The 22,414-nt window shown below is 35.6% G+C and carries 35 protein-coding genes; all 35 read right to left on the bottom strand.

The genetic code is table 11. The features are described from left to right. Positions 1–304: 304 nt before the first annotated feature. Positions 305–796 (bottom strand): hypothetical protein, encoded by a 492-nt coding sequence (locus tag HT693_RS05415; protein WP_000671988.1) that lies wholly within the window; start codon positions 794–796, stop codon positions 305–307. Continuing rightward, positions 777–1,373 carry an ATP-binding cassette domain-containing protein gene (locus HT693_RS05410; RefSeq protein WP_000687786.1) on the bottom strand — a complete coding sequence of 199 codons (597 nt, stop codon included), beginning with the start codon at positions 1,371–1,373 and terminating at the stop codon, positions 777–779. Before HT693_RS05410 ends, HT693_RS05415 begins: the two co-directional genes overlap by 20 nt. Continuing rightward, positions 1,370–1,852, bottom strand: coding sequence for a stage II sporulation protein M (locus tag HT693_RS05405; protein WP_001232096.1), 483 nt, complete (start codon positions 1,850–1,852; stop codon positions 1,370–1,372). Before HT693_RS05405 ends, HT693_RS05410 begins: the two co-directional genes overlap by 4 nt. Further along, complete coding sequence (locus HT693_RS05400) at positions 1,849–2,985, bottom strand: hypothetical protein (RefSeq protein WP_000698830.1); 1,137 nt, start codon at positions 2,983–2,985, stop codon at positions 1,849–1,851. The genes HT693_RS05405 and HT693_RS05400 overlap by 4 nt, the downstream gene beginning before the upstream one ends. 6 nt (positions 2,986–2,991) lie before the next feature. Next, positions 2,992–3,288 (bottom strand): uberolysin/carnocyclin family circular bacteriocin, encoded by a 297-nt coding sequence (locus HT693_RS05395; RefSeq protein WP_000837727.1) that lies wholly within the window; start codon positions 3,286–3,288, stop codon positions 2,992–2,994. Between the two features lie 542 nt (positions 3,289–3,830). Next, positions 3,831–4,724, bottom strand: coding sequence for an XRE family transcriptional regulator (locus HT693_RS05390; RefSeq protein ID WP_000343887.1), 894 nt, complete (start codon positions 4,722–4,724; stop codon positions 3,831–3,833). A gap of 20 nt (positions 4,725–4,744) precedes the next feature. After that, entirely contained in the window at positions 4,745–4,939 is a 195-nt protein-coding gene (locus tag HT693_RS11960; RefSeq protein ID WP_000757183.1) for a hypothetical protein, read from the bottom strand. A 401-nt stretch (positions 4,940–5,340) separates the two neighbouring features. Next, entirely contained in the window at positions 5,341–5,547 is a 207-nt protein-coding gene (locus HT693_RS05385; RefSeq protein WP_000673799.1) for a bacteriocin immunity protein, read from the bottom strand. Between the two features lie 78 nt (positions 5,548–5,625). Next, positions 5,626–5,805, bottom strand: coding sequence for a hypothetical protein (locus HT693_RS05380; RefSeq protein ID WP_000846989.1), 180 nt, complete (start codon positions 5,803–5,805; stop codon positions 5,626–5,628). An 80-nt stretch (positions 5,806–5,885) separates the two neighbouring features. Next, positions 5,886–6,101 (bottom strand): bacteriocin immunity protein, encoded by a 216-nt coding sequence (locus tag HT693_RS11955; RefSeq protein ID WP_078374288.1) that lies wholly within the window; start codon positions 6,099–6,101, stop codon positions 5,886–5,888. A 3-nt stretch (positions 6,102–6,104) separates the two neighbouring features. After that, complete coding sequence (locus HT693_RS05375) at positions 6,105–6,272, bottom strand: class IIb bacteriocin, lactobin A/cerein 7B family (protein ID WP_001047582.1); 168 nt, start codon at positions 6,270–6,272, stop codon at positions 6,105–6,107. Positions 6,273–6,280: 8 nt separating this feature from the next. Continuing rightward, positions 6,281–6,481 carry a hypothetical protein gene (locus tag HT693_RS05370; RefSeq protein WP_000478865.1) on the bottom strand — a complete coding sequence of 67 codons (201 nt, stop codon included), beginning with the start codon at positions 6,479–6,481 and terminating at the stop codon, positions 6,281–6,283. Between the two features lie 27 nt (positions 6,482–6,508). Next, positions 6,509–6,703: a class IIb bacteriocin, lactobin A/cerein 7B family gene (locus HT693_RS05365; protein WP_000180815.1), complete on the bottom strand. Its 195-nt coding sequence runs from the start codon at positions 6,701–6,703 to the stop codon at positions 6,509–6,511. Between the two features lie 34 nt (positions 6,704–6,737). Next, positions 6,738–6,893, bottom strand: a complete 156-nt coding sequence (locus tag HT693_RS05360) for a hypothetical protein (protein WP_001004584.1) — start codon at positions 6,891–6,893, stop codon at positions 6,738–6,740. Positions 6,894–6,904: 11 nt separating this feature from the next. Beyond that, positions 6,905–7,033 carry a smi_0059.1 family bacteriocin-like peptide gene (locus tag HT693_RS05355; RefSeq protein ID WP_000658224.1) on the bottom strand — a complete coding sequence of 43 codons (129 nt, stop codon included), beginning with the start codon at positions 7,031–7,033 and terminating at the stop codon, positions 6,905–6,907. A gap of 241 nt (positions 7,034–7,274) precedes the next feature. After that, on the bottom strand, positions 7,275–8,321 hold the full coding sequence (locus HT693_RS05350; protein ID WP_119942191.1) for a DUF6287 domain-containing protein: 1,047 nt from the start codon (positions 8,319–8,321) through the stop codon (positions 7,275–7,277). Positions 8,322–8,350: 29 nt separating this feature from the next. Further along, positions 8,351–9,751 carry an N-acetylmuramoyl-L-alanine amidase family protein gene (locus tag HT693_RS05345; protein WP_119942189.1) on the bottom strand — a complete coding sequence of 467 codons (1,401 nt, stop codon included), beginning with the start codon at positions 9,749–9,751 and terminating at the stop codon, positions 8,351–8,353. A gap of 46 nt (positions 9,752–9,797) precedes the next feature. Continuing rightward, on the bottom strand, positions 9,798–11,033 hold the full coding sequence (locus HT693_RS12255) for a CAP domain-containing protein (RefSeq protein WP_138705021.1): 1,236 nt from the start codon (positions 11,031–11,033) through the stop codon (positions 9,798–9,800). 198 nt (positions 11,034–11,231) lie between these two features. Continuing rightward, complete coding sequence (locus tag HT693_RS05335; protein WP_138705020.1) at positions 11,232–11,819, bottom strand: recombinase family protein; 588 nt, start codon at positions 11,817–11,819, stop codon at positions 11,232–11,234. A gap of 606 nt (positions 11,820–12,425) precedes the next feature. Further along, entirely contained in the window at positions 12,426–12,551 is a 126-nt protein-coding gene (locus tag HT693_RS12375; RefSeq protein ID WP_007284823.1) for a PncF family bacteriocin immunity protein, read from the bottom strand. 2 nt (positions 12,552–12,553) lie between these two features. Continuing rightward, on the bottom strand, positions 12,554–12,784 hold the full coding sequence (blpU, locus tag HT693_RS05330) for a bacteriocin-like peptide BlpU (protein ID WP_001093485.1): 231 nt from the start codon (positions 12,782–12,784) through the stop codon (positions 12,554–12,556). Positions 12,785–12,976: 192 nt separating this feature from the next. After that, complete coding sequence (locus HT693_RS05325) at positions 12,977–13,177, bottom strand: SPPN_00645 family bacteriocin-like peptide (RefSeq protein WP_001055966.1); 201 nt, start codon at positions 13,175–13,177, stop codon at positions 12,977–12,979. Between the two features lie 29 nt (positions 13,178–13,206). After that, entirely contained in the window at positions 13,207–13,398 is a 192-nt protein-coding gene (locus tag HT693_RS05320) for a hypothetical protein (protein ID WP_000439598.1), read from the bottom strand. 19 nt (positions 13,399–13,417) lie between these two features. Beyond that, positions 13,418–13,600 (bottom strand): class IIb bacteriocin, lactobin A/cerein 7B family, encoded by a 183-nt coding sequence (locus tag HT693_RS05315; protein ID WP_000435077.1) that lies wholly within the window; start codon positions 13,598–13,600, stop codon positions 13,418–13,420. A gap of 110 nt (positions 13,601–13,710) precedes the next feature. Further along, positions 13,711–13,851: a hypothetical protein gene (locus HT693_RS05310; RefSeq protein ID WP_171035972.1), complete on the bottom strand. Its 141-nt coding sequence runs from the start codon at positions 13,849–13,851 to the stop codon at positions 13,711–13,713. Between the two features lie 11 nt (positions 13,852–13,862). Beyond that, positions 13,863–13,991 (bottom strand): smi_0059.1 family bacteriocin-like peptide, encoded by a 129-nt coding sequence (locus tag HT693_RS05305; protein ID WP_000658221.1) that lies wholly within the window; start codon positions 13,989–13,991, stop codon positions 13,863–13,865. 369 nt (positions 13,992–14,360) lie between these two features. After that, positions 14,361–15,092 (bottom strand): response regulator transcription factor, encoded by a 732-nt coding sequence (locus HT693_RS05300; RefSeq protein ID WP_001221866.1) that lies wholly within the window; start codon positions 15,090–15,092, stop codon positions 14,361–14,363. Then, positions 15,089–15,904, bottom strand: a complete 816-nt coding sequence (locus HT693_RS11940; RefSeq protein WP_007285090.1) for a GHKL domain-containing protein — start codon at positions 15,902–15,904, stop codon at positions 15,089–15,091. The genes HT693_RS05300 and HT693_RS11940 overlap by 4 nt, the downstream gene beginning before the upstream one ends. Before the next feature lie 564 nt (positions 15,905–16,468). Then, a complete protein-coding gene (locus HT693_RS05290) occupies positions 16,469–16,615 on the bottom strand; it encodes a smi_0057.1 family bacteriocin-like peptide (protein WP_000425303.1) in 147 nt (48 codons plus the stop codon). Positions 16,616–16,767: 152 nt separating this feature from the next. Next, positions 16,768–17,997 (bottom strand): N-acetylmuramoyl-L-alanine amidase family protein, encoded by a 1,230-nt coding sequence (locus HT693_RS05285; RefSeq protein WP_138705019.1) that lies wholly within the window; start codon positions 17,995–17,997, stop codon positions 16,768–16,770. A gap of 112 nt (positions 17,998–18,109) precedes the next feature. Then, positions 18,110–18,961 carry a C40 family peptidase gene (locus HT693_RS05280; RefSeq protein WP_225261102.1) on the bottom strand — a complete coding sequence of 284 codons (852 nt, stop codon included), beginning with the start codon at positions 18,959–18,961 and terminating at the stop codon, positions 18,110–18,112. A 283-nt stretch (positions 18,962–19,244) separates the two neighbouring features. After that, on the bottom strand, positions 19,245–19,478 hold the full coding sequence (locus tag HT693_RS05275; protein WP_000136445.1) for an acyl carrier protein: 234 nt from the start codon (positions 19,476–19,478) through the stop codon (positions 19,245–19,247). 5 nt (positions 19,479–19,483) lie between these two features. After that, the gene (plsX, locus tag HT693_RS05270) at positions 19,484–20,476 is read right to left on the bottom strand and encodes a phosphate acyltransferase PlsX (RefSeq protein ID WP_023932889.1); all 993 of its coding nucleotides are present in this window, start codon (positions 20,474–20,476) and stop codon (positions 19,484–19,486) included. After that, a complete protein-coding gene (gene recO, locus HT693_RS05265) occupies positions 20,473–21,243 on the bottom strand; it encodes a DNA repair protein RecO (protein ID WP_172924988.1) in 771 nt (256 codons plus the stop codon). Before recO ends, plsX begins: the two co-directional genes overlap by 4 nt. Next, entirely contained in the window at positions 21,240–22,409 is a 1,170-nt protein-coding gene (locus tag HT693_RS05260; protein WP_000366342.1) for a pyridoxal phosphate-dependent aminotransferase, read from the bottom strand. Before HT693_RS05260 ends, recO begins: the two co-directional genes overlap by 4 nt. Positions 22,410–22,414 lie beyond the last annotated feature (5 nt).

Below are 22,414 nucleotides of genomic sequence, written 5' to 3'. Positions count from 1 at the left end.
TGTTTTGAGGTTGTAGATAGGACTGACGAAGTCAGTCACATATATACGGCAAGGCGACGTTGACGTGGTTTGAATTTGATTTTCGAAGAGTATAAACTCATCTGATAACAACTATCTTACCCCAATCCTCAAACAAAAACTGGACTTCCTCCCCAAATGCGCCTATCTCCCTCCCAACTGCACTTTTTGGATAAAGAAAATAGGCAGAACAAACGTTCTACCTAGAAAATATAAGAATTCCAAGTTAATAAAACCGAAATGATTTCGTGTCATTATTAAGTAAAGAAAAGAAATTTTAGTATTTCTAAAAACTATTTATAATAGACACTATAGCATTAAATAAAAATGGTACAGAAAATACTACTGTCAATCTTAAATTTTTAAATCTCGCATAATTTGTTATCCCAATTAGTAATACTGTCAATATGCTGAAATAAGCAAACTTTATATCCGATGGATTAAATAAGTAACAAAGTAAAATGCTAAAACTTAAGGTTATATTTTTAGATAAAAGAATATCTCCAAAGTTCCTCTTATCCTTATCAAAAAATAATGTAATCAGAAAGAGAGAAAATCCATATTCAATAAGAGTTGCTATAAATGTGAAAACAACAGAAATCACTGTCAATATTGTTTCTATTTTAATTGTAAAAAGATTAGATAGTTCAGATAATTTATCAATTTGTTCATCTAAAATTCCCGACTTCATCAGTAAATCAATAAACAAATATAAAAGAAAAAGATAAATAATCAGATTCATTAATTTGTATAAACTATTATTTGTTTGAAATTTCATAAACCCGTCCTTCCTCTATTAAAATCCTTTGAGATTTGCTAATCAATTCTTGATTCAATAAATTATGAGATACATATATAATAGTAGAGCTTTCTTTCATGGAAATTAAACGTTTAGCAATCATATCAATACTTCTTGCATCCACTGTTGATAAGGTCTCATCAATAAAAATATAATCCCAATTTTTAGCAAAAATTAAGGATAAGCCTAATTTGAATTTTGTTCCAGTAGATGCTGTCATATAGTTATCTCCGATTTTATTATCAAAAAAAGTATTAATTTGTTCTTTATCCTCAAATGATAGATGGATTTGAAAAGAATCACACAACAACTGCAAATTTTCTTCTATAGTAAATGGAATAACCCCAAGCTGATTGGTATCAAGGTATAGTACATCTTTGGAGACACAATTCTTTAAACCACTATCAAAAGTCTCTAGCCCAGCTAAAAGTTGTAGAAGGGTGCTCTTTCCTGAACCATTCTCTCCTTCAACTCTGTAAATTCCCTTATCAATCTCTAGTGATATATTTTTCAGTATACATTTATCATAACTTTTAGATTCATTTTCAATTTTCATAATTTAATTCCCTCTATCAACGCTGCTAAAATTAATAAAATATAAGAAATGATATACCATTTTAAATTACTTTTTATATAAATAAGTATATTTTCAATTCCCCTATCCTTCAATAATCGGTATAAAAGATACTGACTCATACCTTGATACCAAATAAAATTCGGTATTTCAATAAGACCATGAGGTAATATTCCTTTTATTGTAGCTACTATTCCAATCATCTGACCAGATATACCCAATTGTATTCCTAAAGATAGCAAATCAAAAAGTTGCAATAAGGGCGAAATCGGAAAACAGAATAGATATAGCAAAAAATTTGTAGAATTTGCCTGTAAAACTGTCAATGTAAATTGTAATTCCAGTTTCGGAGGTATAGTAGCAAAAGTCTCACTTTTTAATATAAAGCTTAAAAGTAAACCTAGTGAAAAACAGACCGTACAAAATAACACATAGTAAATCAGAAAACCACTTTTTCTCATCTAATGCCCCCTACTAAAGTTACAAATAATATCAGAAAACAATATAAAACCAGAAAACTCCATCTCAATAAACTAATTGTACCTTTAATTAAAAATAGAGCTTTCTTATAATAGACATAGGCTATAAAATAATTGAATGGAATCAATAACAAATTCAACAAAATACTTTTTATATCATTACTATAACTTGTCACCGGAATCAAACATAACAACAATGAAAATTGTAAGAAAGAGATTAAATGCGTCAACATCATTAGTTGTGCATTCTTAAAAAAGAAATTCATTTTAGAATGATTAAGAGCAGATAATTGAAGTAAAGCTAGATCTACCCCAATTGAGGATTTATGATTCCCTATTATTGCCTCCATTAATGTGATATATATTGAGGTATAAAGAAACAATATTGGTATTTTTGTACCATCAATTGATAACATCGTCATCATATACCAAAATAGATAGGAAAGAAGAATACTAATCAAAATAAAAGAAAAAGTTAACCCTTTATTTAACCAACAAAAACGAAGCAATATAAATAGACTGCTACGAAATCTTTTTTGGCTCATTCGACTGCTTTTAAAATAGAAATTACTCGCATGATTATCTAATATCCCCATGACTAAAATAAAATAATTGAGTAGTATGACATAAATTACAACTTGTCCTTGTTCTATAGACAATAGTCCTATAGATAAAAATAAGAACAATTTACTTATAATTGAAAACAAACTAGGTAGAATTAAAGAAATAATTTGAATAACTATCAAACAAAGAGTAATGTATAAATAAAAATATCCAATAATATCTAGAAAATACAAAATAAATAAATAAATGAATGATTGTAAAATTTGGAAAGAATAATATTTCTTGACAATGGCAAGAAGATAGAGAAAAATATAGTTTTTCCTTATATAGAAAGTATTTATTTTTTTACTTTGGATAGGCAGTTTCATATTATAACGATTCAAAGTAGCGTAATCTACTACCAAAAAAAGTAAAAATAATTTCCCTTGAAAAGGAAGATAGCTTTTAAAATAGATTGACAAACTTATGATAACAAAAAACAAAAGGGTTATCCCAATAAAATTAAGATAACCTAAAATACTTTCACATTCTTTTTTAGAAAGTATTTTCATCTAGTTCTACCATAGAGCTGCTTGAGCAGCACTCTTCTTTTTCAATATATAAAGAACTGTTGCTGCAATACCCGAACCAATAGAACCTACTCCTGTGATTGCACCTACAATTGAAATTACTGCTGTAACTGTACTATAAGCACTAATCAAATTGACTACAGTAGCAGCAGCTTTTGTCGAAATTCCTAATGTCCCAGCCAACATAGGAAAAGAAACAACACCTAAGCTTAACCAACTAATGACTGCTAACATTGCTGAAACAATGAGAAATTTATTATGAAATTCCATTCTTTTAGATTTCATTTTAGTGTACTCCTTTTGTATATTATGTATGTTTTATTGAGAGTTAATTCGCACATGTTGTATTCCTAACTCTCTTCAAATGTTCGTCTATATTTTATACTACTTTTATTAACATATCTATAATAAATAAATTACTACTACATTTTCCTAGATTATCAAATTACTTTTATATCACTAAGACTCAATAAAAGATAATGTCTATTTAACTTTTATACGATTACTACCTCCTTTTTAGTTTACACTTCCTACATCATAAATAAACATACTCAACCCTCACAATCTCCAAATCACTCTTTTATATCATTGAAAATTGAGTTTCATCCTCTATACTAATGTAGGAAACCTATTAAAACATTCCTTTAATCCAATATAAGAATACTTTATTCCATTAATCTCTACCTGATATTATAGATAGAACCAAACTCTTATACTTAAAGGGACAAATAACGTTCCAACCATAATAAACCTCCTTTCTTTTTGAGAGCGTTTTCTTTATAGGCTTAGTATAACAAAAACATGAAAAAAACAACATGACTTAGAAGTCAGGTTGTTGGGAAATCTATTTGTTTTTCTTCTAAGATTCTCTGAACTAATATCTGATCATCTAGCAATTCTGCTAGAGAAATTGCCTTTTCATAGAAACTTTCTGCCTCTAAAATATTCTTGTCTACAAATAAAGCATATTTTGCCTTTAGCAAAAATAGATGAGGTCGGTAAAAAACATGTCTTGTTTTAGCAATAATTTTCTCAAATGTTTGAATATATATCAGACTATCTTCTGTCTGAATTTGGATAAATAGGCTCAGAAGAACTTTTTCCATCTGAGCTAGGCTAGCCTTATCTTCATATTCTGAACATAGCAATACTTTTTGAGCTAACTCCTCAAAATGTTCTTTATCTTCTAATCCCATAGCACAACAAAAGAAATACAATTCAATAATCAACAAATCATTTACAGAAAAATATTTCTTTTTTAATAACTGCTGGAAATATTCTTCCACTAACCCTAAACCGTAGGTCACATCTGAACTACCATAAATATCAAAACGAGCTTGTGTCACATCCACAATTAACTGCTCTTCCTCAGGCAAATTCTCATAATAGTTTTCATATATTTCCTCAAGTATAGCTTCTTTTCGTTCGATTCTTCCCTTATCAGCGTAGGTTTGAGAATGAATCAGCTCATCTTTGAGTTTTAGGAATCCTTTTGGAATCTCTATAACCTTAACATCCACAATATTCTGTAATGATACTCCAAGTTTATCCGCAATCAATAATAATTTAGGAAGTGTTGCTAAAGCTTGCCCATTTTCAATACGTGCTAGCTGACGAATCGTCAACTCTGATTCATCACCACAAATATCTATCTGAGTTTTTCCACAAGATCGCCTAATAGTTTTGATTTTATAACCAATTTCACGTTTCAACTCATCCATAGTAATACTCCTTAAGTTGATTACAAAGATTTCTTTTTCTTCCTAATTCTTTTGTCAATCATGTACAAAACGATAATCAAAAACAGCGGTGGTACAATATAACTCTTTTCACTCATTCTCAGCTGAAATCCCAGAGTTGCTAGTATCTTAAAGATGAAAATATTCATCAAAAATAGAAAAACAAATACTAAAAAATATCTTAAAACCTTCTTCATTTCTTTTCTTCAACTCTCCTAATTTCTATACCTATTTTATCAAATTTTATCAAAAAATACATGTAAAACTCCAAATAAACAGCTCAAATACACTTTTTTGGCAAAAAATAGGCAGAACAAACGTCCTACCTACTAAAAATATGCTATTGAAAGGAAAATGATTTTTTTCTGATACCCTAGGCAAGCTTGGGACAAATAAATCATTGATAGTAACCTTTACGACATCCTATTTAAAGTTACTTCAATTTTTAATGTCTCTGCTATTTCTAAGCCACCTCTGGTATGATCTATTCATAGTCAGAATAGATAACACAGTTCTAAATTACGATTCATAGTTACTCCTTTTTTTGATTCGTTACTATAAGACACCTATTCCCTATAGAACGTCTACTACCTCAAATTTATCCATTCTTTTTTTCTTTACTTCTGTATAAAAGAATGAAGACCATCATAAATAATGCAATCGTTGGTATATTGAAACTATCAAACCAAGTAGGTAAAGATACTTTATTCATATCAGCTACTAATCTGATGATGATATAAGACATCGAACTAAGTAATACCATAATTTCAGGCCAAACTTTCAGTATTGATTTAACAAATTTCATATTAAACTCCAATGTGATGCATTCTTAGATTCTACCATAACCACTTTCAGCGCAGACTAACAAGTCATTCTTAGCTGATCACTCTACTTGCTTTTTATTGGCCTTATATCCTAGATAAAAGAGTCCAAATAAAATAGGGTAAATTTCTGGATAAAATAGGGTATTGATTGGATTTTTCAACATCAAATACGTTGCGATGTAGATTATGAGTGATACGATAAAATACCCTTCAGCAAAACCTAATAAAAATGTTTTCATAAGAAACTCCTATTTGCCTGACAAGAATGGCGGAAAAACGCTACCATTCATATACATAAAATCCTTTTGATTCATGTTCTTCATTTATAGTTTTGATTATTTTTTGACAAATCTTTGCGAAAAATACCAAAATATGCTGCGAAAAGCAAACCAACCAAAGTCCATTGCCAATTAAAGGATACTAACGAACCTGTACGAATCACATGAAGCGCGACATTAAGAGTTATTCCCAACAAAGGACATATCGTGGCTAGTTTAGGTAACAATGTATTGAGATTAAGGTTGCGACTGTTCATTATCTAACGCCCACGACGAGCAAAATCTGAACCAAATTTGTAACCAGCATTAAAAATTTGTACAGCAGCATTCAGTACTCCTGCAATCCCAACTGCTTCCGCAAGACCAAAACCACCTTTTGTTCCCACTAATTCATCGTCAGATAATTGATAAAATTGTTCTAAGTTCATATTCGTCATTACTCCTTTGTATTATATTTTATTGCTATGTAAATGATTAAAATGAGTATTGGATAAGTAAATACTTCTGAAATATCCATAAAATTTATACTATACTGTCCAGATAATATTTTATAATCAATTAAAATTTGAACGATAGTAAAAATAATACGTAGCGATAACAATACCCCTAATAATATCACTTCTTTTTTTAAAAACATAGAAATGCCTCTCTGACTACAATCAGATTATGGTCTATTCGCATAATACCCCAAAGCTGCTCCTCCAGCAAAAAGCGCTGCTGCTCCACCTGCTACTGCTGCACCTATCTTCCAGATAGACACTCCGGCGATTACAAGAGGCAATGCTCCCCCATCCACATCCATCAACTCTTCTTCTGTAAGAGCTACAAAGTTCTGTTCCATTTTGTCAAAATTTGTCATCTTTTTTCTCCTCTTGTTCTATTTTTTCTAAATCTTATCTTCTAAAAAATGGGGTTCCAATAAATATACCGCGTAACAATAGACCTGTAATTAGACCCCGTTGATAACTTTCCTTGCTACCACCCACCAGCAAAGCTAAGTCGCTCTCCTTTAATACTTCAATAGTATACTTATCATTCATTTCATTCATCTCTTATCCTCCTAAAAACCAAAACCTCTACGAAATCCAATGTACCAATCTGCAAGGGTCTTCACCCAACTTTCTCCACCTTGAATATCGGTCAATTCTTCCGAAGTTAGCTCAACAAATCCGTAATAATGTTCTTTCATTATTTTATTCCTTTCTTTTTCTTCTCACTTATCTATTCGAAAAAAATTTCAAAAATGTACAACTAAATTAAATTTTATTTAAAAAATAATTTAATGAACCATGAATAGAAAATTGGCAGATACATAAAGCAAACTCCTTTCTTTTTCCTCTTACTTATCTATTCGAAAAGGAAGTCAAAAAAATAAGAATATCAGAAAATTTTCCGACATTCTTATTGATAAATTTGTAAGTCTATTAAAACTATTCTACCTTGTAAAAAAATCCCTCGGTACTACCATTGATAAGTTGGTGTCCAAACCATAAGCGGTCTTGTGTAATATCAGACGAGTCAGTATAGCCATTATCTGAAGAAGAGGTGACAGACATGGTTATAGGGATTCCTGCTGGTAAAAAGGCAATAGCTGCACCAGCACCTCCATCTTTAGAAACAGAACTTGCCTTGAGATAGTGGTCAATTTCCTTAGCATGTTCAATTGAAATCTTGGAATGATCACTTACTAAACCATTTTTGTCAAAGGTGAATTCAATACCTGTACGATTCCTCCAAGTGCCTGCGACACTAGAAAAATCTCCATTTTGAATTGCAGTAATATCCATCCCTTTACTTTCTGACGGAAGGCTTGTTTCTCCATTTATGAGACTTGTGACAGATTTCCAAAAGAAAGATCTTATGTCAAGGGAAGGTGGTTTTGTCCCCAGTCCCTCTTCTGTATCTGATTCAATGACTAGTTCTAACCGTGTTCCATCCTGATTCAACTTGTATAGTTTAAGTTGGATTTGATTAGTAGATACTCGGGTAGATAATTGAAAATAACCATTTTCTAAAGGATTAAAATGTACTCGCTCTCCAATAAAGTCCAGATTGTTTTCTGCATTGGTCAGTCGAATAACTTCACCATTTTTAAGAGTTCGAATATCTAATAAATCGTAATAGTTAGAATCCATTTTTAGGGCAATCAAAAGTTCGTCCGTACCGTCTTGGTCTAAATCATACAAGCTATACTGTAATCCAGAATATTCTTTAGGATAAGTGTTTTTTAAGTTTGCTTTTGAATTGAGCTCTTTAGGTGAAGCTGATGAATCATCTAATACTTTGGCATATTCTTTAAGGACAGGATTATATAGGGTGTAATCATTTTTCTTCTCTTCTGATGTGGAAGTAGGCGAACTGCTACTAGAAGTAGTTGTTTCAGAACTTTCTGAGGAAGTGTTTTTACTCTGAGGTTGGCAAGCTGTTAAAATGGAGATAGCTAAAATACTGATACTGAATAGAAATAATTTTTTCATATGTTTAATCTTACAATTTGAAATTGTTTTTATACCCACTCACCGTTGTAATTGACACGATAACCGTCAGGTGTAGTTGTATTGATTGCGAGTGCACCAGAGCTATAGGCATAGTACCATTTGCCAGATACTTTCATCCAGCCTGTTTTCATAGCTCCTGAATCTTGAAGGTAGTACCAGCTACCGTTATCTTTGACCCAACCTGTCTTCATCGCACCTGAGCCGTCGAGATAGTACCACGTGCCGTTGTCTTTTACCCAGCCAGTTTGCATCCAACCAGAGTTATCAAAACGATACCAAACACCATTGATTTTTTCCCAGTCATTAGTTGTATAAGTGCCATCTTCGTGTTTATACCACCAGCGACCATTCGAATACATCCAAGTAGATTTAGACTGATGGGTCGTCATGGTTGTATCCGTGTTAGAATAGTTTCCAGATGACGAACTTGTAGAAGTTGACGAGCTAGATGAATTCGAACCTGATTGAGTAGTCGTGTTAATATTTGAATTTCTCGAAGGATTTCCGATAGTCACCTCTTTTCTAACTTTAAAGACACGTTTTCTTGTATCAGTTAAGTGATCATAAGGTGAACCAGCTTCCCCAGACATCTCCAAGATATATGTTCCAGCAGGAAACTGTTTTGAAACAAAAATATCACCTTTAAATTTATTGCTATAAATTAAGGGGATTAGAAATTGGTCACTAACGTCTTTAGTTAAACCACTAAAAATTACCGCATTATGACTTTGATATACAACTTTTCCACTATCCTTATCAATTAAAGTAATATTTCCTTTGGCGGCTTTATCTCCCCCGTGTTGTAGTGGCTCTGAAATTTTTCCTTCGAAGCTAAGTCCAAAATAATCAATTTCAACCTTTGTAATTGTTGCTTCTATTTGTTTTTCAGTACTCGTATTCGAGATAGTATTTGCTTGATTATTTGATAAGACTTCTAGTTTGGTTACATAAGTGTAAAAAGGACCACCTTTTCCCAGATTTTCTCTGACATCAGCAGTTAACTTATAGCGAGTACCATTTAGCTCAAACTTCATGGTATAGATACCATAGTCTGTTGCTTTAAAGACAATGGTTTTACCGTTGAATGTGGCGATACCATTGGATTCAAAACTTGCAAATTGCTTAGAAAATTCTTGTCTATAAGCTTTGTCTACATAATCAACCGTTATAAATTCACTATTACCTTTAGAAAATGCTCCGAGTTGTGCTTTTCTTTTTTCTACAAGCGTCACATCTGTTGCGACTAAATCTGTATCACGATAACCAATAGCAGGGACTTCAACATAATCATTGGCTGCTGGAGACCATACTTTGACCATTGGAATGTCTGCAGCATTGACACTTGAAATTGTAGCTCCTGTTGCTACAAGTGATAAAACTGCTGTAGTCGTTAAAACGATTTTTTTCATAATTTTTGTATTCCTTTTCTTTTTATCTATTTTTTATAATCTTATCCTATACCCATTCACCGTTGTAATTGACACGGTAGCCATCAGGGGTCGTCGTATTGAGTGCGAGGGCACCAGAGCTATAGGCATAGTACCATTTACCAGATACTTTCATCCAGCCAGTTTTCATTGCACCTGAACCGTCGAGATAGTACCAGCTACCGTTATCTTTGAGCCAACCAGTCTTCATAGCGCCTGAACCGTCGAGATAGTACCAAGCCTTACCGTCTTTCAACCAACCTGTCTGCATCCAGCCTGAACTATCGAAGTGATACCAGATATTATCTAATTTTGCCCACTGATTGTAAGGGTAAGACCCATCAAGTTGCATAAACCACCAACGAGAGCCCGATTGTTGCCAAAAACCCATACCCCTACCAATATCTTGCATTTGAAAAAAGAAACCTGGTTTATTAGTCCCGTTAGACTTACCTTGTTTTGTTTTCTTACTGGTATGAGTTCCGATTGCCTTCAAGTCTTTGTCAAAAAGATTCGCCTTAGTCGCAAATGTTTGAATCTGAGAAGAATTTGCTTCTGTATATTGAATGGCCTTTCCATAACCACCAGCTAATTCTTCAGAGCCACCAGATGCTGTTCCGAAACTTTGTGCAATGGTAATCCATCCATTTTGAGTGACAGGGTTTTCAAAGGCTGCCAAACCCATATAGGTCAATTCTGAATTGATTAAGGATTCGTAGTGTCCAGTTTGACCAGATACACTTGCCCCACTACGAGATTTGACGTAATCTGCTTTTTCGTCATACCATTGATTAATAGCTGTCATAAATCCATCATAGTTCCAAGCTAAGTTTTCGGCTAGTGAAAAATTCCCTGAAGGCCAGGCACTCCAAATATCTTTATTAGATAAACGTTTATGATGCCTAGTTACAGAAGCTTCTGCTGCCCGAACGAAGGCTGTTTTTTCTAGTTCAGTTGACCATTTGATCGGAACATAGCTAGTAACTAGACCTTCATCTGCTGCCTCTTTTCGAATAGCATTGATACGATCTAAGATAGCCTGTTTATCTGGCGTTAAGAAAGTCCCTTCAATCCCAACTAGAGTAGTACCAGAAGAAGTACTAGTGACCTCAGAGTTTAAGATATTGTAGGATTGACCTTTGATTGCTTGAGTGGAAACCAGCCTATCATTAGCAACTACTGATTGTGATGTAACAATTCCTACCCCAAGAAGTGATAGAGCTGAAATCGTTGCAAGTGTGAACTTTTTAGCTTTGGTGTCCATTTCGTGTCCCCCTATTTTTATTTATTGTAAAATAATCAGTTTGTCCTAAAATCTAGACTTTTTTGGACAAACTTGATAAAATGGAAGTGTAATAATAATTGGTCAAAATGCTGGATTTTAGAACCTTTTTTCTAACGAAAACGCTTCTAAAATAGACTGTATTTTCTGTCCAAAAAATCCTAGGTTTTTTGACAAGAATTATGAATTTTTTATCCAATTGTGAAAGGTGCTTTTTGATACTCCTAAGATGTCTGCACCTTCTCGTAAGGTTATTTCTTTTTTCTTATATTGAGCTATCACATCAGGGAGATTATTCGGAACAACCAATTTTGGTCTGCCGAATTTCTTCCCTTTTTTCTGTGCTTCCCGTATTCCTTCCATTTGTCTTTGTTTGATTTGTTCTCTTTCAAACTGTGCCACATAAGATAGGACTTGTAAAACGATATCGGAGATTAGTTTTCCTGTGATATTATCATTGCTATTCTTTGTATTTAATAAGGGGAAATCTAAAACAGTTATATTTACTTTCTTTTTCTTAGTAATCGATTGCCATTGTTCTAAAATTTCATCATAGTTTCTTCCCAACCTATCAATTGATTTAATAACCAATTCATCATTTTCTTTCAAGGTAGTTAATAATTTTTGATATTCCATTCTGTCAAAATCTTTTCCTGAAACGTAATCAATAAAAATATTCTCTTTTGATAATTTGTTTTCTACCAATGCTGAAAATTGCCTATCAATATTTTGTTCTCTTGTAGATACTCGAACATAACCGTAACGCATAAAAACTCTCCTTTTACACTTATTGTAAAATATAAAAAAGGGCAAAATGCCCTCAAGGAGTAGTGTATTCAATTTCTAGCAATTATATATTAGTTCAAACTGGTTCATCAAGCCTTAAAAGTATGTAAAAAATCACAAACTAAGACCTCCTTCATTCCTTTTCTTCAACTTTCCTAATTTCTATACCTATTTTTTATCAAAAATACATGTAAAACTCCAAATGATGCAAATAGACACTTCAACTGCACTTTTTAGCAAAAAATAGGCAGAACAAACGTCCTACCTACTAAAAATATGCTATTTTGAAAGGAAATTGATTTTTTACTGACACCCTAGGCAAGCTTGGGACAAATAAATCATTGATAGCAACATTTACGACATCCTATTTAAAGTTACTTCAATTTCTAATGTCCCCGCTATTTATAAGCCACCTCTGGTATGATCTATTCATAGTCAGAATAGATAACACCGTTCTAAATTACGATTCATAGTTACTCCTTTTTTGATTCGCTACTGCAAGATTCCTATTTACCTGATAAGAGGAGAGATGGTCCTCTTTACATGTGCAAGATAATTTTGAATCAGATTCATCATTTATCGTTTTGATTATTTTTTGACAAATTTTTCTGTTTTCTTCTCCGAAGACTTTAAAAATTTTTTTCTAATTAGATCATCCATATAGGGACCAAATATACCAACTACTAAACCAATAATAAAACTTTTAAAATCCATAATTACCACCAACATGTCGCTGCATAGGCCACACCTCCAAATATAGCTCCTCCCGCAGCACCAGTTGCTGCACCTTGCCATGTTCCTGTTTTAATTCCTAGCTGAAGACCTCGTGCTGCTCCTCCTCCAACACCTGCTTTGGCAAAATCTCCCCAATTGCATCCGCCACCTTCAAGGCAAGCAAGTATCTCAGTATCCATAATTTCAAATTGTGACATCGTTTTTGTATTCATAACGAATGCCTCCTTTTTTATTTTAATGCTTGTCTTGTTGCAAACTTGACAAGTTTGGTATAGCAGTGTTTATTAAATTGTTTCATCCAAATCTTGAATTACTGAAATAATCATTCCCTGTATTCCTCTTATTTATCTATTCGAAAACGAATTCAAAAATATAATATATGATATTCATTTTAATAAACTATATTAATAAAATGCATTGTAAACATTTCGCCCAAATGATCTACCAGCATTATAGATACCACCGAAAAATCTTCCCGTACTATCAATCACTTTGTGGACATCGATGTTAATATTACCTCTCCATGACACTCGACCACCCTCTACTGTTGCCAAATCTTTTTCTGTAAGACTTGTAAATTTTTCTTCAATTTTTATCATATTCATTATGTCTGTTCCTCTTTATCTATAATTTTTTATTGAAACAAATAATTGTAAATTGTTTCGCCAAACTTCTGCCCCGCCCAATAAACCGGTCCTAAAAGTAATGTCCCTAAAGCATAAATCCCAACTACTCCAACTATGAAAATGAATACTTTCACAGGAATTGACTGCAAACTGTAAAAATTCTCTACCCTAGTAATCCAACTTTCTATTATGCGTTCCATCAGCGCTCTTCCTTCCCTGTTAACGTCCACGACGCTTAGCATGTGCTCCTGAAGCACCATCTACCGCACCCAATAAAAATGTTCCTGCAATTGCGACTCCTCCAACTACTACCAGACCAAATAGCAAGCCTCCTTCTACATCGGCCAATTCCTCATGACTCATTACATGAAAATTATTTTCCATATTTTTAATTTGTTCCATCTTATTCTCCTTTTTTGATTCTTAACAATTGAAAAAGGTAGTTATTTGTATTTCCTTTTTCATATATTCTGTTCATTGTTGTAGGTAAGCTTCACTCTCTAAATATTATCTTAGAATCCAAATAACGCACGACGTAAAATGAACCCCACCATTAAACCATGTTGGTAACTTGCCTCACTACCACCCACCAGCAAGGCTAAGTCGCTTTCCTTTAATACTTCAATAGTATACTGATCATTCATTTCATTCATCTCTTATCCTCCTAAAAACCAAAACCTCTACGAAATCCAATGTACCAATCTACAAGGGTCTTCGTCCAATTTTCTCCACCTTGAATATCGGTCAATTCTTCCGAAGTTAGCTCAACAAATCCGTAATAATGTTCTTTCATTATTTTATTCCTTTCTTTTTCTTCTCACTTATCTATTCGAAAAAAATTTCAAAAATGTACAACTAAATTAAATTTTATTTAAAAAATAATTTAATGAACCATGAATAGAAAATTGGTAGATACATAAAGCAAACTCCTTTCTTTTTCCTCTTACTTATCTATTCGAAAAAAATTTCGAAAATGTACAACTAAATTAAATTTTATTTGAAAAATAATTTAATATACCATGAATAGAAAATCGGTAGATACATGAAGCAAACTCCTTTTCTTTTCCTCTTACTTATCTATTCGAAAAAGAAGTCAAAAAATAAGAATATCAGAAAATTTTCCGATATTCTTATTGATAAACTCATTCAAATCTAACAGATATTAGACATTAAGATATTTTTTAAGGGTTCTTCTGGCTGTTCGTGATACGGGGAAATGCAAGCCTTCTAACAAGGTCACTTCTGTGGCAGTCATCTCTTCAATAGCCTGTAAACTGACTAACGTATTGCGATTGGCATAGACAAAGTAATCTTTTTCAGCCTTGGCAGCGATATCCTTGAGACTGCCATAAATGGTCTTGATAGAATGATTGGCATAATAGACCTTGATACGATGGGATTCCACTGAAGTTTCAAAGGCTAAAATTTCATGGTAGGGCAGAGTGAAGCCCCGTCTTCCCTCAAAACTATAGGTAAAGAGACGCATATTTTCCCTCTTATCTACTGCCAGTACATAGTCCAGACAGCGCTCCAGCTGATGACAGTAGTCCGCCTCTGGCTGATCCTTGGAAATAAAATCCAAGGCAGACAAGTGGTAGCGAAAAGCTAGAGGTAAGGCCTCCGAGTGCGTGGACACAAAGACAATGCTTGTAAAAGGATCCCGCTCCCGAACCTGTTGAGCAACCTGAAAGCCCCGTTCACGCTCTCCATCAATCTCTAAATCTAATAAATAGAGCTGGTAATGGTCAAAATACTGAGAATACTTTTCAACATCCCCATAGTTTTTGGCAATATCAATTTCCAATCTTAAATTGCGAGAGCGACCGATATCTAGTAAAGTCTGCTCTATCCGTCCTTGCTGGACTCTATCGTCTTCCAAAACTAAAATTCTCATTCCTCTCCCCCTCGTTTCTCATCCTTAAATGGCAATTCTAAATCTTGTCTAAAAGTCGTCTCTCCTAGCTGGGTATCTAAGTTTAAATCATAATGAAAAACCATGTCCTCCAAGGTTGCCAAGCCCAGTCCACTGTGGTTATCCTTGGTAGAGTAACCCTTTTGACTGAGAATACTGGGATTCAGTTCTTCTTTCTTACGAGTGTTTTCAATGATAAAACGGACACTCCTATCACCTGCCAATAAAGCAACCCGAATCTGCGGATTTTCAGCCTCACTGGCTGCTTCTAAAGCATTTGTCGTGAGGATAGAGAGGATACGGATAGCCTCCAACATAGGCAATGCCAGCTCTTCGACAACCCCCACCGTCTCCAAACTAAAATGAATTCCCTGCTTATCTGCCACAATCATGGCTTTTGCCAAGGTATTGCGAATAGCTATATCATGGATATTGTGAAGATTAAAGGCCGTGTAATCCGCCTTCCTCAGCTTTTCATTAGTCTTTAGAAAGACATCTTGATAAATGGTAGATACCTCAGCCATGTCTTGATTTGCTATGGCAGGCTCCATGCTGGCGACAATTCCCGCAAAATCATGACGGAAACCTCGAACCTCATCATAGAGATGTCCCAACTTATCCACCATTCCTTGCAAGGAACGATTTTCATCTTCCTGTCTCTGAATGGTCTGCTCATCACGATAAACCTGCTCCAAATGCTTGATGTAAAAGAGCCAAGAGAAAAAGAGAATGAAAATCAGGAGAGAAATGGTCGTATCAAAACGAACGTAGAACGAACTATTTCTATTGGTCATAAACGAAGAGAATATCCTAAATCCAGTCAGAGGTAGGATAATGAAAAAACTCTTATAATAGTGGGTTTTGAAAGCATCTGAAAAGAATAAATCCAAATCCAAAGAACAACGTTTCATAATTGTAGAACATAGAAATATTGATAATAAATCAAATACAGATCTATATAAAGTGGAAAACGAATCTACAAAACAACAAGGCTCACCAGATAATACACGAATCCAAATTGTCAAAAATAAATAACGAATACTTTGAAAGAAGAGAAAAAGATACAGAGAAAGAAAAAAAGCTTCCCCTTTTCCCTTGTGCAATACTAGTAAAAAAATACAGTAAAAGAAGAGAATGATTCCTATATGAAATAATTCTCCAAATGTTTGGCGAGCAGATAAACTAATTAAAAATACAAGGACCCAATAACGTTTTTTATAAAATTCTGGGGAAATTTGAGCACCCAAATAAATAGTAGGAACCATGGTTGAAACGACTACCAACAGTATATATAGCACAGAAACTAAGAATTCTAAAATAATCATAAATAAATCTAATCTCTAACGAATACTGTGAATTTAAGCAAAGTGTCTACCCGTACTAAATAATTTATCGCACCATTTTACGGTATCTTCAAAAATCCCTCCACCATTCACTTCTTCCAAAACCTCTGGAGTTAACTCTTCAAATTGTTCCAATTCTACAAATGTATTTTTCATTTCCATGACAGACTCCTTTTCATTATTTTATAGATAACTCTATCCCCTGCTCCATCTACAAAAGGCTTTAGTTTCCTTTTAAAATACAAGAAATCTAAAGCCTCCTGAAAATGGTATATTGGTTAGAGCGTTAACGATTAGTTGTGAAGATGTTATTTTTATTTAACCACAACCACTTTATAATATTCGTTTGAGTGTGGAGATTCAATTTTAATTTTTTCACCATATAAACCATCGATTTCTTTATCCAGATAATCTGAAACTCCTGATGGCAAGCGTTTCATCTTAAGAATTTCACCAGATTGATCCGCATAGGCTAGGATGTGATAGTGGGTTGTAGCCATACCATCATCAATCAATACAAAGTAACCTGTTTTGAGCTTACCTTGCTCATTTTCTAAATAGTATAGTTTATTGTTATTGATTGTAAAGTGGGTAGCTCCAAGACGAAGTCGTGCACCTGGATGTTCTAAATAGACATCATTGCCAACTTTTTTAATCTCTGAATAGGTTGTCATTGCTGGGATATTAATCACACGATGTCCATTTTCATCAAAGTAGTAGCGATTTGGTAAGTTTTGGAAGTTCTGTAAAACTGCCTTAGGATCAATTTCTTGTCCTTCTTCTTTATTATCCACTAAAGCTAAGGTAGTATTTGCAACCTCATCTCCATATTTATTAGAAAACTTCTTGAACTCTGGTCTGATATACCAAGCATTTTTTTCAATAATAACATCGTCACCTTTAGCATTTAGCAAATATTCTTGCCCATCTCCAAGTTTGACAATATCATGAATACTGTATCCAGCATCTTTTCTATTTGCTAGATAGCCATCCTTACCAATGACATAACTTTCCCCATCACTGGCTAGAACAGCTCTATCTGCAACCATAGCACCTGATTTTTCAAAGTAAGACCATTTACCATCTATGAACTCCCAACCTGTCATCATAGAACCACTAAAATGAAGATAGTACCATGTAGACCCTTCTTTGTACCAACCTGTACGCATGGCGCCACTATCTGCTAGTGAGTACCATGTGCTACCTTCCTTGTACCAGCCAGTACGCATAGCGCCACTATCTGCTAGTGAGTACCATGTGCTACCTTCCTTGTACCAGCCAGTACGCATAGCGCCACTATCTGCGAGCGAATACCAAGTGTTACCGTCTTTGAGCCAACCTGTCTGCATTTTACCAGTGATGTCGAAGTGATACCATGACCCAGCATTTTGTACCCATTTATCCTTAGCTAGACTGCCATCTTGTGAAAGATTCCAGTCAGCACCATTTTTAACCCAAGTATCTGCAGCCTGTGCTTGGTTGATAGACAAAAGTAGACCAGCACCTGCAAGCAAACCAAGTGTAAGTAGTTTAGATTTTTTCATAGCCATTTCCTCCTTTATTGAATAGCTATAAGAGGGCTTCCCCTCTTTATTTAGCTATATTCTAATACTTTTCATTGTCAAAGTCAATAATATTGTGAAAAATTAGACAATATTACCAATATCTACGAATTGTATTTTGAGTAATACCGTATTGATTCATATAAGAAACATATTGACCTGGATATGGAGCATGAACTACCTTTCCACCACCAACATAAATACCTACATGGTCATTTGTCTCTTCACTATTATACAAAATCAAATCTCCAGCTTGTTGAGAACCATTACTTATATAGCTTCCTCCTGTTGCTTGACCATAGGTTACTCTAGGAATACTAATATCAAACTTAGCATGAATAGCCATCGTAAATCCTGAGCAATCTACGCCACTATTCAAATCTGCCCCACCCCAAACATATGGGATTTTTCCTACAAATGTCTCTGCGTATTCACCAAGTGCCTGTCCACGATTTTCTACCCATACACCACTGGCTCTAAAGAAGTATGGTGTACCATTCACACGTTGATAACCAGTGACCATAGCACCACTAGCAGATAAGTAGTAATAATTACCATCAGGTTGAATCCAAGTATTTTCTTTCATCCATCCTTGGTCATCAAAATAGTACCACTTGCCATCTAATTGTTCCCAATTTTTAGCATACCCACCTGAACCGTATTTAAACCACCATTTACCATTGGTTTGCATCCATGTTCCTTTCGGATCACGATATTGATTGAAAGCTTTCTTCTCTTGATTTCCCTCTGCTTGGGTTTCTTTATCTTCAAAACCAATCAATTTTACTTGATCAGCTTCTTCAGCTTTTATCTTGCCTTGATTAACTAATTGAGCAATCGCTTCTTTCTCACTTGCTGATGGGGAATCAGCATAGGCTACCGTAGTATTTGCTAGGAGAACGCCTCCTGCAAGAACTAACAAACTAGAATAAAGATATTTTTTCATCATAAAAATCCTTTCTTTTCTCCTTTTTGGAGATTGATTTTTTCTGACTCCATTATATCCCTTATTTGTCCTCAGATTTCTACTGTCCCTAGAAAGACTAAATCTGTTCCTAAACGGTCACTTATACTCAATGAAAATCAAAGAGCAAACTAGGAAGCTAGCCGCAGGTTGCTCAAAACACTGTTTTGAGGTGGCAGATAGAGCTGACATGGTTTGAAGAGATTTTCGAAGAGTATTAAGCCAAATAAAAAATTCCAAAGCAAATGCCTTGGAACTCCGATTTCTATTTTGCTTGAATGATTTTAACAACATCTCCTACACTTTGGAGTTGGTCAATTTCTTCGTCGCTGATTTCGATATTAAATTCATCTTCCAGTGTCAAGATAAACTCCATCAAGTCAACTGAGTCAGCATCCAAATCGTCTTTCAGACTCAAGGATTCTGTCACGACAAAGTCCTCTCCCTGTCGCTCTTGGATAATGGTTACAATACGGTCAAAAATTTCTTTTTCTGTCATCTCTTTTATTCTCCTGAAAATTCACGCGCAGTCTGGGCAACTACGTCTGTTTCTAGCATGGTACGAATCTGGCGAATCGTACTATAAACAGCCTTGGCATCGCTTGAGCCATGAGTCTTGACAACAGGTGCCTTGACACCAAACAAGACCGCTCCACCAACATCTGAGTAGTTGAGCTGTTTTTTCAAACCTCTGAGGCTATCCTTGAGAAGGAGTGCGCCTAGTTTCGCTCGAAGACCACCACCTGTAATAGCTGTCTTGAGCAATCCCATGATTCCCATGGCTGTCCCTTCGATGGATTTGAGCACAGCGTTTCCCGTGAAACCATCTGCCACGACAACATCCGCAACGCCATTCATCAAATCACGTGCTTCCACGTTTCCGATAAAGTTCAAACTTTCATCAGCTGCTAGTAATTCGTAAGTTTCCTTACGAAGCGGGTCACCCTTGCTACTCTCTGTTCCATTGTTAAGTAAGCCAACACGTGGTTGCGCAATGCCACGGACATTTTTAGCATAGAAAGAACCTAGAACCGCATATTGATGGAGGTGCTGGGCTGTATTTTCTGCATTGGCACCGAGGTCCAGCATGTCAAACCCCTTCCCATCTACAGTCGGCAAAGTCGACATAAGTCCAGGACGATCGATGTTCTTGATACGACCCACGATGAAGAATCCTGCCGCCAACAAGGCACCTGTATTCCCAGCCGAGAGAACAGCGTCTGCTTCTCCTTCTTTGACAGCCTTGGCCGCCAATACCATACTGGCATTTTTCTTCTTCCGAATAGCTCTCGTAGGTTCATCGTCTGAATCAATCTTTTCATCCGTATGGATAATGCTGACGCGCTCTGTCGCTGTCAGATATTGCTTGATTTTAGCTTCATCTCCGTAGAGTTGAACTTCAATATCTGAAAAGTCAGCTAGGGCTTGATTGACACCCTCAACGATGGCTTGAGGTGCGTAATCGCCTCCCATGGCATCTACTGCGATTTTTTTCATTTCTTTTCCTCTTTTAGTAATTGTCCCCAGTCGGATAGGGAATCAATAAATTTCTTTGATTTTAGGTGAATCCCAACGTACTCTTCGTAGAGTTGATCCATAAATTGGCGTAGCTCTTGCTTGATTTCGGGCTTGAGCGAAATGGCCTCCAAAGTCTCAAAATCAATGGCTTGAAATTGATTGAGCAGATAAGGGATATTGGGATTGAGATGGCAACGTCTCTCATCCTCATGATAATGCTCTGAACAGAGGCAGGCTCCATATTTGAAAGAAAAGTCAAAAGCCTGACCGACCCGATGGCAAAAGACACACTCATTAAAATTAAGGCTGATCCCAAATCGAGTCAAGATTTGAATTTCAAAAATATTGGTCAAAACTTGATAATCCAAACCCTCTTCCATCAACTCCAAAGTCTTTTGCAAAAAAGCAAACAAGGGAGCATCTTGCTGATTATCCTGCAAACTAGCATCTGCAAGAGCTGCCACATAGGTCGCATAAGCCATGACAAAGAGATCGCTATTGATCTTGGGAAAAGTCATCACCTCATGATAGTCCTCAATGTAGCTAAGCCCGTCATCATTGATTCGTAAGAGAAATCGAGCCAGCACCAAGGGCTGAATAACAGGCGCCAGCTTAGACTGGCCAGCGTGTTTGACGAAAAACATGCGCTTACCAGCCTGCTCTGTAAAAATCTTGACTAGCTTATCATCCTCCCGAAAATTGCGATTGTAGAGCACCAAGCCTTGACTCGTGATAGACTGAATCATGCTTCTCTCATATACTCCTCAAGCCGTTTCATGGCTTCTTTGATCGTCTCCATGCTAGCCGCATAAGACAGACGCACATAACCTTCCCCGTAACGCCCAAAGGCAGCTCCAGGAATAAAGGCAACGGCCTTCTTCTGAGCAAAATCCTTTAGAAAGGCAAAGGAGTCTTGGTTGTAGCCCGCTGGAATCTTAGCAAAGATATAGAAGGCACCGTCTGGTTTGATAATCTCAAAACCAAGAGCAGTCATTTTCTCGATAATATAATCACGACGCTGGATATATTCCTTCTTCATAGGCTCCGCATCGTTTTTACCAGCCGTCAAAGCTTCCACCGCAGCGTGTTGAGCCATAGTATTTGCGGCAGTAACCAGATACTGGTGACTTTTGATTAACTGGGCTGTGAAGGCTGCAGGAGCAAAAATCAGACCCAAACGCCAACCTGTCATGGCATGCGATTTAGACAAACCATTGATAATGATAGCCTGGTCTCTCAACATCGTTCCTAGAGACACATGGGCTTCCCCTGTGTAGGTCAATTCTGAGTAGACCTCATCACAGACAACAAAAATTTCGTACTTGCGTAAAACAGCTGCTAAGGCCTCCAACTGCTCCCGACTATAAGTAATTCCTGTCGGATTAGCTGGATAGTTGAGAATAACCGCCTTGAGCTTGTCACCTTGCTCCAAAATGGCCTTCTCCAACATTTCAGGAGTCAAGACAAAACCATTTTCAGTTGTGTCAATCTCAACAATCTCTGCCCCAACTAGATTGACAATTGGTTCATAACCCGGATAAGCAGGAGCTGGCAAGAGCACCTTGTCTCCCTCTTCCAAAATAGCCGTCAAAGTCGCAGATAGAGCCTCTGTCGCCCCAATTGTAACCAAGATTTCATTTTCAGGAGCATAGTCCAGTTGATACTTTTCCTTAACAAAATCACTGGCCGCCTGACGTAGAGTCAGCAAACCACTCATCCCTGTATAGTAGGATTGGTTCTGGTCAATCGCTCGCTTGGCCGCCTCCTTGACATGATCTGGCGTTGTAAAATCAGGTTCCCCCAAGGTCAAACGCAAAACCCCAGGAATCTCAGAAATAGCCTGGTCAAACTGACGAATCAACGAAACTTGAATCTTATCTAACTGTTTATTAAAGCGCTTAGTTAAATCCATAGATA

This window comes from Streptococcus sp. 2154, from assembly GCF_013277255.1.
Lineage (GTDB): Bacteria > Bacillota > Bacilli > Lactobacillales > Streptococcaceae > Streptococcus > Streptococcus pseudopneumoniae.
This window is presented reverse-complemented; position numbering and strand designations above follow the sequence as displayed.

Coding starts and splice junctions, on each gene's coding strand:
- HT693_RS05415 (WP_000671988.1), bottom strand. CDS start 796: ATGAAATTTCAAACAAATAATAGTTTATACAAATTAATGAATCTGATT.
- HT693_RS05410 (WP_000687786.1), bottom strand. CDS start 1,373: ATGAAAATTGAAAATGAATCTAAAAGTTATGATAAATGTATACTGAAA.
- HT693_RS05405 (WP_001232096.1), bottom strand. CDS start 1,852: ATGAGAAAAAGTGGTTTTCTGATTTACTATGTGTTATTTTGTACGGTC.
- HT693_RS05400 (WP_000698830.1), bottom strand. CDS start 2,985: ATGAAAATACTTTCTAAAAAAGAATGTGAAAGTATTTTAGGTTATCTT.
- HT693_RS05395 (WP_000837727.1), bottom strand. CDS start 3,288: ATGAAATCTAAAAGAATGGAATTTCATAATAAATTTCTCATTGTTTCA.
- HT693_RS05390 (WP_000343887.1), bottom strand. CDS start 4,724: ATGGATGAGTTGAAACGTGAAATTGGTTATAAAATCAAAACTATTAGG.
- HT693_RS11960 (WP_000757183.1), bottom strand. CDS start 4,939: ATGAAGAAGGTTTTAAGATATTTTTTAGTATTTGTTTTTCTATTTTTG.
- HT693_RS05385 (WP_000673799.1), bottom strand. CDS start 5,547: ATGAAATTTGTTAAATCAATACTGAAAGTTTGGCCTGAAATTATGGTA.
- HT693_RS05380 (WP_000846989.1), bottom strand. CDS start 5,805: ATGAAAACATTTTTATTAGGTTTTGCTGAAGGGTATTTTATCGTATCA.
- HT693_RS11955 (WP_078374288.1), bottom strand. CDS start 6,101: ATGAACAGTCGCAACCTTAATCTCAATACATTGTTACCTAAACTAGCC.
- HT693_RS05375 (WP_001047582.1), bottom strand. CDS start 6,272: ATGAACTTAGAACAATTTTATCAATTATCTGACGATGAATTAGTGGGA.
- HT693_RS05370 (WP_000478865.1), bottom strand. CDS start 6,481: ATGTTTTTAAAAAAAGAAGTGATATTATTAGGGGTATTGTTATCGCTA.
- HT693_RS05365 (WP_000180815.1), bottom strand. CDS start 6,703: ATGACAAATTTTGACAAAATGGAACAGAACTTTGTAGCTCTTACAGAA.
- HT693_RS05360 (WP_001004584.1), bottom strand. CDS start 6,893: ATGAATGAAATGAATGATAAGTATACTATTGAAGTATTAAAGGAGAGC.
- HT693_RS05355 (WP_000658224.1), bottom strand. CDS start 7,033: ATGAAAGAACATTATTACGGATTTGTTGAGCTAACTTCGGAAGAATTG.
- HT693_RS05350 (WP_119942191.1), bottom strand. CDS start 8,321: ATGAAAAAATTATTTCTATTCAGTATCAGTATTTTAGCTATCTCCATT.
- HT693_RS05345 (WP_119942189.1), bottom strand. CDS start 9,751: ATGAAAAAAATCGTTTTAACGACTACAGCAGTTTTATCACTTGTAGCA.
- HT693_RS12255 (WP_138705021.1), bottom strand. CDS start 11,033: ATGGACACCAAAGCTAAAAAGTTCACACTTGCAACGATTTCAGCTCTA.
- HT693_RS05335 (WP_138705020.1), bottom strand. CDS start 11,819: ATGCGTTACGGTTATGTTCGAGTATCTACAAGAGAACAAAATATTGAT.
- HT693_RS12375 (WP_007284823.1), bottom strand. CDS start 12,551: ATGGATTTTAAAAGTTTTATTATTGGTTTAGTAGTTGGTATATTTGGT.
- blpU (WP_001093485.1), bottom strand. CDS start 12,784: ATGAATACAAAAACGATGTCACAATTTGAAATTATGGATACTGAGATA.
- HT693_RS05325 (WP_001055966.1), bottom strand. CDS start 13,177: ATGAATATGATAAAAATTGAAGAAAAATTTACAAGTCTTACAGAAAAA.
- HT693_RS05320 (WP_000439598.1), bottom strand. CDS start 13,398: ATGGAACGCATAATAGAAAGTTGGATTACTAGGGTAGAGAATTTTTAC.
- HT693_RS05315 (WP_000435077.1), bottom strand. CDS start 13,600: ATGGAACAAATTAAAAATATGGAAAATAATTTTCATGTAATGAGTCAT.
- HT693_RS05310 (WP_171035972.1), bottom strand. CDS start 13,851: ATGAATGAAATGAATGATCAGTATACTATTGAAGTATTAAAGGAAAGC.
- HT693_RS05305 (WP_000658221.1), bottom strand. CDS start 13,991: ATGAAAGAACATTATTACGGATTTGTTGAGCTAACTTCGGAAGAATTG.
- HT693_RS05300 (WP_001221866.1), bottom strand. CDS start 15,092: ATGAGAATTTTAGTTTTGGAAGACGATAGAGTCCAGCAAGGACGGATA.
- HT693_RS11940 (WP_007285090.1), bottom strand. CDS start 15,904: ATGACCAATAGAAATAGTTCGTTCTACGTTCGTTTTGATACGACCATT.
- HT693_RS05290 (WP_000425303.1), bottom strand. CDS start 16,615: ATGGAAATGAAAAATACATTTGTAGAATTGGAACAATTTGAAGAGTTA.
- HT693_RS05285 (WP_138705019.1), bottom strand. CDS start 17,997: ATGAAAAAATCTAAACTACTTACACTTGGTTTGCTTGCAGGTGCTGGT.
- HT693_RS05280 (WP_225261102.1), bottom strand. CDS start 18,961: ATGAAAAAATATCTTTATTCTAGTTTGTTAGTTCTTGCAGGAGGCGTT.
- HT693_RS05275 (WP_000136445.1), bottom strand. CDS start 19,478: ATGACAGAAAAAGAAATTTTTGACCGTATTGTAACCATTATCCAAGAG.
- plsX (WP_023932889.1), bottom strand. CDS start 20,476: ATGAAAAAAATCGCAGTAGATGCCATGGGAGGCGATTACGCACCTCAA.
- recO (WP_172924988.1), bottom strand. CDS start 21,243: ATGATTCAGTCTATCACGAGTCAAGGCTTGGTGCTCTACAATCGCAAT.
- HT693_RS05260 (WP_000366342.1), bottom strand. CDS start 22,409: ATGGATTTAACTAAGCGCTTTAATAAACAGTTAGATAAGATTCAAGTT.